10 protein-coding genes are annotated in these 9,814 nt (G+C 72.4%); 4 read left to right on the top strand and 6 right to left on the bottom strand.

Features of this window, described 5'->3' with window-relative positions:
* Positions 1-68: 68 nt before the first annotated feature.
* Positions 69-551 (top strand): hypothetical protein, encoded by a 483-nt coding sequence (locus BIV28_RS18805; RefSeq protein ID WP_207556112.1) that lies wholly within the window; start codon positions 69-71, stop codon positions 549-551.
* A gap of 41 nt (positions 552-592) precedes the next feature.
* Here BIV28_RS18805 and BIV28_RS18800 read toward each other — a convergent pair whose 3' ends face one another.
* Complete coding sequence (locus BIV28_RS18800; protein ID WP_083707512.1) at positions 593-1,417, bottom strand: hypothetical protein; 825 nt, start codon at positions 1,415-1,417, stop codon at positions 593-595.
* A gap of 157 nt (positions 1,418-1,574) precedes the next feature.
* Between BIV28_RS18800 and BIV28_RS18795 the strand changes: the two genes are divergently transcribed.
* The gene (locus tag BIV28_RS18795) at positions 1,575-2,564 is read left to right on the top strand and encodes an alkaline phosphatase family protein (protein WP_207556111.1); all 990 of its coding nucleotides are present in this window, start codon (positions 1,575-1,577) and stop codon (positions 2,562-2,564) included.
* 33 nt (positions 2,565-2,597) lie between these two features.
* Here the strand turns inward: BIV28_RS18795 and BIV28_RS18790 are convergent, their stop codons facing one another.
* The 5 genes from BIV28_RS18790 to BIV28_RS18770 all read right to left on the bottom strand — a co-directional run bounded on the left by BIV28_RS18790 (position 2,598) and on the right by BIV28_RS18770 (position 7,734).
* Complete coding sequence (locus BIV28_RS18790) at positions 2,598-3,008, bottom strand: MmcQ/YjbR family DNA-binding protein (RefSeq protein ID WP_076264068.1); 411 nt, start codon at positions 3,006-3,008, stop codon at positions 2,598-2,600.
* 68 nt (positions 3,009-3,076) lie between these two features.
* Positions 3,077-4,123, bottom strand: coding sequence for a glucose 1-dehydrogenase (locus BIV28_RS18785; RefSeq protein WP_076264051.1), 1,047 nt, complete (start codon positions 4,121-4,123; stop codon positions 3,077-3,079).
* Between the two features lie 63 nt (positions 4,124-4,186).
* Positions 4,187-4,651, bottom strand: a complete 465-nt coding sequence (locus BIV28_RS18780) for an aromatic ring-opening dioxygenase LigA (protein WP_076264050.1) — start codon at positions 4,649-4,651, stop codon at positions 4,187-4,189.
* A 66-nt stretch (positions 4,652-4,717) separates the two neighbouring features.
* Positions 4,718-6,586, bottom strand: coding sequence for a glycoside hydrolase family 15 protein (locus tag BIV28_RS18775; RefSeq protein WP_076264049.1), 1,869 nt, complete (start codon positions 6,584-6,586; stop codon positions 4,718-4,720).
* A gap of 62 nt (positions 6,587-6,648) precedes the next feature.
* Positions 6,649-7,734 (bottom strand): acyltransferase family protein, encoded by a 1,086-nt coding sequence (locus BIV28_RS18770; protein ID WP_076264048.1) that lies wholly within the window; start codon positions 7,732-7,734, stop codon positions 6,649-6,651.
* A 204-nt stretch (positions 7,735-7,938) separates the two neighbouring features.
* Here BIV28_RS18770 and BIV28_RS18765 point away from each other — a divergent pair, with 204 nt between their 5' ends.
* Both BIV28_RS18765 and BIV28_RS18760 read left to right on the top strand, forming a co-directional pair.
* Positions 7,939-8,970, top strand: coding sequence for an alpha/beta fold hydrolase (locus tag BIV28_RS18765; RefSeq protein ID WP_076264047.1), 1,032 nt, complete (start codon positions 7,939-7,941; stop codon positions 8,968-8,970).
* A 61-nt stretch (positions 8,971-9,031) separates the two neighbouring features.
* Entirely contained in the window at positions 9,032-9,739 is a 708-nt protein-coding gene (locus BIV28_RS18760) for a class I SAM-dependent methyltransferase (RefSeq protein ID WP_076264046.1), read from the top strand.
* Positions 9,740-9,814 lie beyond the last annotated feature (75 nt).

The raw sequence follows: 9,814 nt of genomic DNA, 5'->3' as shown, positions 1-9,814 counted from the left end.
CAATGGAACAAGTAGCCGCGTTAGGCTCGCCCCGCGCGCACAGGGTCGCGTCCGAGAGGGGAGTCGCGATGGGCGTCTACTTCGACTACTTCCGTGCCGCTGACGACGAGACTGCCCGCGCCACCCACGGACGCGTCGGCGGGCCGCTGCACGCCGCGGACGGCGGCAACCCGCCCTTCGACGGGGTGGCCACCAAGGGGATCTTCCACTCTCCCCACCTCGAGCAGCTCGTGACGCTGGCACAGGGCGCGCCCTTCAGCAGTCGACCGAAAAGCACTCTGCTGTGGCCGCCCCCGGACACCCCGCCACCGGTCGACGAGACCTCCCTGTGGCTCACGGACCCGAGCGTGGATCGGCTGGACACCCGGATCCGAGACGGGTTGGCCGACATCGACGCCGCCCGAGCGCCCGCGCTCGCAGACGGCTGGGTTCCCGAGCTCGGCGCCGGCTTCACCGTCCCCGATGTCACCCAGGTGGTCATCGACCTCGGCGCCCTGGCCCGTCGCGCCCGGGAGGCCGGCCAGGCGCTCTACTGCTGGGCAACCCTCTGACTCCGTCGAGCGCTCCGGTCAGGGAGCGGACGACGAGCACGTCATCGGGGGTGCAGTGCGACGTCGGCCAGCAGCCCGGGGTGGTCAGTGGTGCCCTGCATGTCGATGACCGTGTGCGAGGTGATCGCGAGGCCCGGGCTGACGACCACGTCCTGGCGACCGCCGTCGTCGGTGCGCCGGTAGCCGCCGGGCAGGCACGCGTCCGGGCCGGGTGAGCCTCCCGCCGCGAGGTTGAGGTCGGCGCCGAGGACGACCGGTTGGACGCCGTCGGTCGTGGCGGCCTGCGGCGTCGCAAGAACCGAGCTCAGCAGGTACCGGCACTGGGCCAGGGCGACGGCCGCGTCGGTGCTGCTGGTGTGCGTCGTGCAGGCCGAGAACCGCTCAGGGAGGTCTAGACACACCCAGACGCGCTTCTCCGTGTCGCCGGGGTCCTGCACCGGGTAGTCGCCGCTGGTGCTGCGGGCGGCGACGCCCGGGGCCGCGAGACCGACGAGGACGGCGTCGCCGAACTCCTGGCCGTTCAGGCAGCGCACCGGTGCTCCTGACCCGCGGTCCCTGGCGGGAGCGAAGGCCGAGGCGACCGTCGCGGCGGGCGAGGCGGCCGTCATCGCCTGCTCGAGGACACGCACGTCGTCGCGGCACACCTCGTTGAGGCTGACCATGCCCGGGCGGTGCTCGCGGACCACCTCGACCGCCCGTGTGACGGCCCGTCCGCCGGTGTAGCAGTCGGCGATCCCGCTGTTGCACAGGTTCAGCTGCAGGACGCGCACGGTGTCGCCGCGCCCGGACGCCGACGGGCTGGCGTCGGTCGGGTCGCTCGCCGCGCGACCGCTGCACCCGGCGAGCCAGCCGGCGGCCAACGCCACCAGGCACGTTGCCGTGGCAACCCCCGGCGGGCCGCGGCGGAGCCGGACGCGCATACGCCCATCGAACCCCGGGCGTCCTGCGGTGCGCAATCGACAGCCGGCCTTCAGGGCTGCGAGGTACGGTCGGCCGGCAGACCGCTTCAGACCGGGGGGACGCGTGACGAACAAGGTGCTCGGACTGGTGATGGCCACCGCGCTGGCGGTGCTCGGCGGCTGCGCGGCGGGCGAGTCCCCGGCGCCGCCCGCCCCCGCCGGCTCCGCCACCCGTACCCCCACTTCCACCACCTCCGCGACCTCCACCTCGCCCACCGCCTCCGCCACCGCGACCTCCGCCTCCGCCGCCACCTCGGCGTCGGTGCCGCCGGGCACGGTGACCAAGCTGCTCGTGTTCGTCGTCGAGAACCACTCGCTGGACCAGATGCGGGCCGACATGCCGTACACCGCGTCCCTGGGCAAGCGGTTCGGTCTCGCGACGAGCTACCGGGCGGTGACGCATCCCTCGCTGCCCAACTACCTGGCGATGACGGGCGGCAGCACCTTCGGCGTCACCGACGACGACCCGCCCTCCAGCCACCCGATCGACCAGCCGTCGGTCTTCGGACAGGCCCTCTCGCTGGGCAGGACGGCGAGGCTCTACGCCGAGGGCATGCCCACCAACTGCGCCACGGAGGACTCCGGGCGGTACGCCGTGCGGCACAACCCGTGGACCTACCACGTGGCCGAGCGGTCCTCGTGCGCCCGCTTCGACGTGCCGCTGGGCCGGCTGGGCACCGACGCGTCCGACGGCTCGCTCCCCGACGCCGGGATGGTGATCCCCGACGTGTGCAACGACGCCCACGACTGCGACCTCTCGACGGCGGACAGCTGGCTGCGGACCCAGACCCAGGCCGTGATGGCCGGGCCGGACTGGCGCAGTGGGCATCTCGCGATCGTGGTGACCGCCGACGAGGACGACCACGGGCAGGGCAACCTCGTGCTGACCACCGTGGCCCACCCGTCACTGCACGGCGCCGTCGTCACGACACCGCTGACGCACTACTCGCTGGCGCGCCTCTACAGCGAGGTCCTCGGTGCGCAGCCCCTCGGCGAGGCGGCCTCCGCTCCGTCGATGGCCACCGCGTTCGGCCTGCACCTCGCAGCCGGTTGAGGGTCGCTCGGCTCGCCGGACGCGTCCGCACCCTCACGCGTCGAGGCGACGCCTCAGCATCAGTGGTGCGCAGAACCGGTAGCTCTCGGTGACCAGCTCGGCGACCTCGTCCCAGTCGGTGTCGTCGTCGAGCACCATGCCGATGACCGTCGGCGACCACGGCGGCCGGTAGAACGGCCGGCCCGCGTTGACGAGGGCGAGCAGCTCGTCGCCGGCCGAGCGGAAGGTCAGCACCGTCGTCGGTTCGGTCGCGCCGGTGACGTCGCGGGAGGCGGACGTGTACCCCTCCTGGGCGACGAGCACGTGGGCGAACGTCTTGGCCCGCACCCGCCACCGGACGCCGGTCCAGGCGTCCTCCTCGTAGGCGTCGGGCAGTTCCAGCGCCGTGGACGCGATCCGCTCGACGACGTCGCCGGAGGGCTCGATGCGCGGCGGCCGGGACACGGCCCGAGTCTGCCAGCGGCCCCCGACAGGGGGTCGCGCGTCCGGTGTGCGTTCGCCGACGTCGCCGGTCACGGCTGGGCGAACTCCATGACGACCTTGATGTCGTCGGGCCGGCCGGCGAGGGCCTGCTCGACATCGGCGGGTCGCACCCGGCGGGTCACGAGCTGCTCGAGCCAGGCCCGGTCTGCTCGAGCCAGCACCCGGGCGGCTCGGAAGTAGTGCCGACGGTTGGCGTTGACCGAGCCGAAGATCACCAGGTTCTTGAGCACCGCGTCCTTGGCGAGCAGCGCGGCGGTGGCGGCCGTCGTCGTGTCGGGCGACCCGATGCCGGTGAGGCACACGATGCCGCCCGCTGCCACGGCGTCGGCCGCCTCGACGATGAGCGGCACGACGCCGGTGCACTCGATGACGATGTCGGGCTGCAGCCCCAGCTCGGCCACCGTGCCCACGTGGTAGCTCGCGCCCAGCTGCTCGACGAGTCCGGGTTTCGGGCCCGTCGTGACCCGGTCGAGCACGTGCACCTCCCGGCCCAGCTGCACGCCGATCAGGGCGGCCAGCAGCCCGATGGGGCCGGCCCCGACGATGAGCACGACCTGGGGGTCCCAGAAGGTGCGCTGGCCGATCGAGAGGATGTGCTGCCACGCCTTGGTGACCACGGTCGCCGGTTCGAGGAGCACCCCGAGCGTGCCGAGCCGCTCGTCGACCCGGACCAGGTACTCCGGCTCGACCCTCCAGCGCTCGGCCATGAAGCCGTGGGCCTGCTTGATGCCGCGTTCGGTGTAGAGGCCGTTGGAGCACATGTCCCACTCGCCGACCGCGCAGCTGGGACAGGGCATCGGGTCGGGGTGCCGGACGATGCCGACGACGTGCTCCCCGATCGCCAGCCCGGTCGGGCCCGGGTCGAGCACCCGGCCCAGGGACTCGTGCCCGAGGATGAGGCGCTCCTGCCCCGGTGGTGCCCACCCGTAGCCGCCGTTCGCGATCTCCGCGTCGGTGCCGCACACCCCGACCGCGAGGGCCTCGACGAGCACCGGCCCGGCGTCAGCGGCCGGCTCCGGCACGTCGTCGAGCACGGCTGAGCCGGCCATGCCGGGGACCACCGTCACCGCCTGCATGTCTCCCCTTCACGTCTCGCGGGGTCGGCGCGACACCGGCTGCCGCGTCCGGGCTGACTGGGCTCAGACCACGTCGGCGCGTCTGGCCACCCGCCTCAGGGCGAACCCGACGAGGATGAACCCGACGCCCAGCGCGGCGGCCATGAGGGCCACCCCGAAGGCGACGACCGACGTGAAGAGCGAGGCCCGCAGGAACGAGGCGGTCATCACCGTCGTGCGTTTCGGGTCCGTCTGGTCGAGCTCGGCGTAGGTCTTCCCGCCGGACGCCTCCAGGGCGTGCTTCTGGATCACCTCGGCCTGGGCGTAGGCCTCCCAGGGGGTGTCCACCGTCGCGCCCGCGAACTGCGCGGCGTCCTTGGAGACCGTGATGTTCTCGGCGGAGAGCTGGTTGGCGACCGTCACCCACGTGACCACGCCGGCCACGGCGAGGATCGCGCCGAAGACGATGAGGAGGAGGCCGATGACGGCCACGCCGCGCAGGCCGCGCCCCTCGGTCGTGCCCCCTGTTGTTCGCACAGTGCTTGTCATCTCACAGCCTCCTGAACTGGTGAACTGCACAGACCTCGCTCGCTGCCGCCGGGGCGGCGGCGTTTTTCACGGTAGGGCTGACCTCGCCCTCGGCACATGACACTTTTCGGATGATCCGAGCGCGCGGTCGAGGGTGATGGCGGCGTCGATGAGGGCCAGGTGGGTGAACGCCTGCGGGAAGTTGCCGATCTGCTCACCGGTCAGGGCGATCTCCTCGGAGTAGAGGCCGAGGTGGTTGGCGTAGGTGAGCATCTTCTCGAAGGTCACCAGCGCCTTGTCGAGCTGCCCCGCCCGGGCGAGGGCGTCGACGTAGGCGAAGGTGCACAGCGAGAACGTGCCTTCCGAGCCGCGCAGCCCGTCCGGGGAGGCGGCCGGGTCGTAGCGGTAGACGAGGCTGTCGGTGACGAGCTCGTCGTCCATCGCCGCGAGGGTGGAGGTCCACCGCGGGTCGGTGGGGGCGATGATGCCGGCCGACGACATGCGCAGCAGGGAGGAGTCGAGGACGTCGGTGTCGTAGTGCTGCACGAAGGCCTGCCGACCTTCGTGCCAGCCCCGCTCCATGACCTGCTCGTAGATGGCGTCCCGCTCGGCGCGCCACCGGTCCAGCGGCGCCGGCCGCCCGTTGTCGGCGGCCAGGCGGATGCCGCGGTCGAGGGCGACCCAGCACATGACGCGTCCGTACGTGAAGTCCTGACGCCCCCCGCGCGTCTCCCAGATCCCCTCCTCCGGCTGGTCCCAGTGCTCGGCCAGCCAGTCGAGCAGGTCGCGGATGTGCTGCCAGCCCTCGTGGCTCGCCTCGAGGCCACGCCGGTCGCCGACCCAAATGCTGTCCATCGCCTCGCCGTAGATGTCGAGCTGGAGCTGGTCGGCGGCGCCGTTGCCGATGCGCACCGGGGCGCTGCCGCGATAGCCCTCCCAGTGCTCGAGCACCTCCTCGACGAGGTCGCTGGACCCGTCGACCCGGTACATGATGTTCAGCGGCCCGGCCGCTCCACTGCGCTGCTCGCGGACCCGGGCACCCAGCCACCGCCCCAGCGCGGCGGCCTCCTCGGTGAAGCCGAGCCCCAGCAGCGAGTAGACCGAGAACGACGCGTCGCGCACCCACGTGTAGCGGTAGTCCCAGTTGCGCTCCCCGCCGATCTGCTCGGGCAGGGCCGCGGTCGGGGCGGCGACGAGGCCCCCGCTGGGCGCGTACGTCATGAGCTTGAGCGTGATGGCCGAGCGGTGCACGATCTCGCGCCAGCGCCCGAAGTAGCTGCACTGCGACAGCCACGAGCGCCAGAACCGGACGGTGTCGTCGAAGAGCGTCCACGCCTCCGCCACCCGCAGCGCCCGGGGCGGCCCGGCGCCGCCGGACCGCAGGACGAACCCGCGCATCTGGCCTGCGGTCAGTGGCAGCTCGGCCCGCACGTCGCCCTGCTCGTCCACGGTCCCGATGGCCAGGCGCTCGTCATCCGGTTCCCGCACGAGGTCGACGCACATCGAGGTGCGCGCGCCCCGGAACGCCACGCCGTCCTCGCTCAGGTCGGCCTCGTGCGGCTCTCGCCCGTAGTCGAAGCGCGGCGAGATCTCGACGGTGAAGGTCATCGCCCCGCGGACGCACCGCACCATCCGCACGATCCGGTGCTCGGCGGCCTCGGTCTCCCCCGCGACAGGCATGAAGTCGACGACCTCGCCGACCCCGTCCTCGGTGAGGAAACGGGTCACGAGGACCGCGGTGCCGGGGAAGTAGAGCTGCTTGCGGGTGAAGACGTCTGCCTTGGCGGTGACGCTGCACCGGCCACCGCGCTTGTGGTCGAGCAGCGCGCCGAAGGTGCTCGGTGAGTCGAACCTGGGGGCGCAGAACCAGTCGATGGTGCCGTCGGTGGACACGAGGGCCGAGGTCTGCAGGTCACCGATGAGGCCGTGGTCGGCGATGAGCGGGTAACCGGACACGGCGGGCTCCTTCGACGACGGCGGGACAGCCTCCACGCTCGCCGGAGGGGTCCGGGCGGGCATCACACCGTCGGGGTGATCTCCTCCCGGCGCTGGACCGCCGGTGCGAACCTCGCGCGCAGCGGCCGCTCCACGAACCGGAAGCTCACCTCGGCCAGGACGACGAACATCGCGACCCAGACGCCGTCCCCGACCACCGAGTGTCCGAACCAGCTGAGGACCGCGATCCGCGCGAGGACGCTCCAGAGGTAGATCGAGTAGGACCGCTCGCCGAGCCACCGCAGCGGTGCGCTCGCCAGCAGCCGTCCGACCGCCGAGCCCGGACGCGTCACGACGCCGGTCAGCACGACCAGCGTCAGCGCCGTACCGGCGACGACCACCAGCGAGGTGTGGTCGGTGTCGTCGCGGTAGGCCAGCGCGGGCAGGAGGGCGACCGCCGGCAGCGCGAAGAACGCGAGGCGCCCCACGGCGTCGGGCAGCCAGCCGTGGTGCAGGACGACGGCGAGCAGTGCGCCGACCAGGATCGGCAGCGCATTGGTGTCGGTCCCGAAGTACTCGTGCGGGTCGAAGTGGACCTGCCGGCTCAGGCCGAGGAACAGGTTCAGCACCAGCGTGACCCCGATGAGCGAGACGGTGACCGCGGCGAACAGCCGTGGGCTGCGTCGATAGGCCCAGAGCAGCGCGAAGGGCCACACGAGGTAGAACTGCTCCTCGACGGAGAGCGTCCACGTGTAGTTGAGGTAGTCCTGGGTGGCGAACGGGTGGCCGGCCCAGTCGAAGAGGCTCGTCGTGTAGGTGGCGGCCGCGCCGGCCGGGGCGAGAACCTGCCCGACGCCCAGGTCGGGTCGAGCCACCAGGACCACCACGACGGTCACCGCTGCCACGGTCAGCAGTGCCGGGTAGAGCCGCGCCGCGCGGCGGCGGTAGAACGCCCGGACGTCGATGCGGCCGGTCCGGAGCTCGCGGACCAGCAGGGTGGTGATGAGGTAGCCCGAGATGCCGAAGAACACCGTCACACCGAGGAAGCCGTCGACCAGCGGTCTGGTGGGGGCGTGCTGGCCGAGGACCAGCAGGATCGCGACGCCACGGACCCCGTCCAGTGCAGGCTGGTGGGACCCGCCGTGCCGAGCGGCGCGGGTCGCGGTCACGACTCTCGGGGCAGAGGCCACCGGGTGCTTCCGATGCGTGCTCGTGCGCAACCGCGTCTCCTCCCTTCGGAGATCGCTGACGCCGTCGACGCGGCGCGGCGTGATCCACGTCGACGGAACGAGTACGACGTGGTCGAGCCGTCGGTTCAGACGAGCCGGCGGCAATGCAGTCATCGCTTCCGTCGGTCCCTCGGTCGCCGGACAATGGCGCTCGTGGAGCAGCAGCTCGGCACGGCGAACCTCGAGGACGGCACGGCGATCCGGTTCGCCGTCGCCGGCAGGGGCCCGGTCGCGATCTACGTGCCGGGGTGGGTGTCCCACCTCGAGCTGGGGTGGGCGGTGCCGGCGGAGCGCCAGTTCTACGAGGGCCTGGCCGATGGTCGGACGCTGGTGCGCTACGACCGCCCGGGGTGCGGCCTGTCGGGACCCACCGCCCGCACGGACGTCGTCGACCTCGAGCTGGAGGTGCTGCACGCGGTCGCGACCGCCGTCGATGCCACGCGCTTCGACCTGGTCGGCGCCTCCTTCGGTGCACCACTGGCCGTGCGGTGGGCGGCGCGCCACCCGGAGTCGGTGACGAGGCTGGTCCTCTACGGAGGGTGGGTCGACGGCGACGGGGTGGCGGATCCGGCCGTGCGCGAGCACGTGCTCGGGCTCGTCGACCAGCACTGGGGCTTCGCCTCGGACGTGCTGACCGAGATCTTCGCCCCCGACGCGGACGCCGGGTTCCGCGCCATGTTCGCGCGGTACCAGCGGGATTCGACGTCCGCGGCGTGGGCGCACCGGCTGCTGGCGGCCTGCTACGACATCGACGTCGCCGGCGACCTCGGCCGGATCACCGCGCCCACCAGCGTCATCCACCGCCGGGATGATCGCGCGGTGCCGCTCGCCGAGGGCGAGCGGTTGGCCGGCGGCATCGAGGGTGCGACGCTGACCGTGCTGGACGGCCGGACGCACATCCCCTTCGCCGGCGACACCCACGCCGTGCTCGACGCGATGCGTGTCGGCCTCGGGCTGGCCCCGCTCGGCCCGGTGGCCCCTCCGACGCTGACGCCCCGGCTGAGGGAGGTGGCAGCGCTCGTGGCGCTGGGGTGGTCGAACCGGCGAATCGCCCAGGAGCTGATGATCAGCGAGCGCACGGCCGAGTCGCACGTCGAACGGATCCGCGAGCGGCTCGGCTTCGGGTCCCGGGCCCAGATCGCGGCCTGGTACGTCGCGTCGAGCGGGGTCGGCTGACCGCCGAAGTGCGGTATTTCCACTGCTGACGACGGGGTGACGCGTCCCGCAGGCTCGTCACATGACCACTCCCGCAAGCGAATCCACCACGTCGACCACCACGCGCACCCGCACCTGCGAGGAGGTGCAGGAGGTCGCGGAGTTCGTCGACCATCCGGGCCGCGGACGCTTCAACGCGGCGTTCTTCTCGGTCATGGGCGGTTACATCGACCGGCTCATGCACGAGCGCAAGTCCGTCGCCTTCGCCGACCTGCCGCCCACGGTGGTCGAGCTGGGCGCGGGAGTCGGCGCCAACCTGCGCTACCTGCCCGACGGTGCGCGCCTGGTGGCCATCGAGCCCAACCGCCACATGCACCCCCGGCTCCAGCGCGCGGCACGCGCCCACGGCGTCGACCTCGAGATCCGCAGCGTCGTCGGCGAGCGGATCGACCTTCCCGACGCCGGCGCCGACGCCGTCATCTCCAGCCTGGTGCTGTGCAGCGTCCGGGACCCGGAGGCCGTCCTCGCCGAGGTCCGCCGGGTGCTGAGGCCCGGGGGCCGGTTCAGCTTCGCCGAGCACGTCGCCGCTCAGCCGGGCACCCCGACGCGCTGGGCCCAGCGGGTGCTGCGTCGGCCGTGGGCATGGGTCTTCGAGGGCTGTTCCTGCGAACGCGACCTCGCCGGCGTCATCCGGTCTGCCGGCTTCACCAGGGTCGACGTCGGCGACTACCGGATCCGCTCGCCGTTCCTGCCGTTCAACACGCACATCGCCGGTACGGCCATCGCCTAGGCCCGCCCGTGCAACATCCGCGCAGCTCACAGAAAGGCAGCTCGATGCGCATCCCCCTCCTGGCCGGGCTCGCGA

It is taken from the genome of Intrasporangium flavum, from assembly GCF_001956915.1.
Classification (GTDB): domain Bacteria; phylum Actinomycetota; class Actinomycetes; order Actinomycetales; family Dermatophilaceae; genus Monashia; species Monashia flava.
Note: the sequence above shows the minus strand (reverse complement) of the source record. Positions and strands in the feature narration are given on the sequence as shown.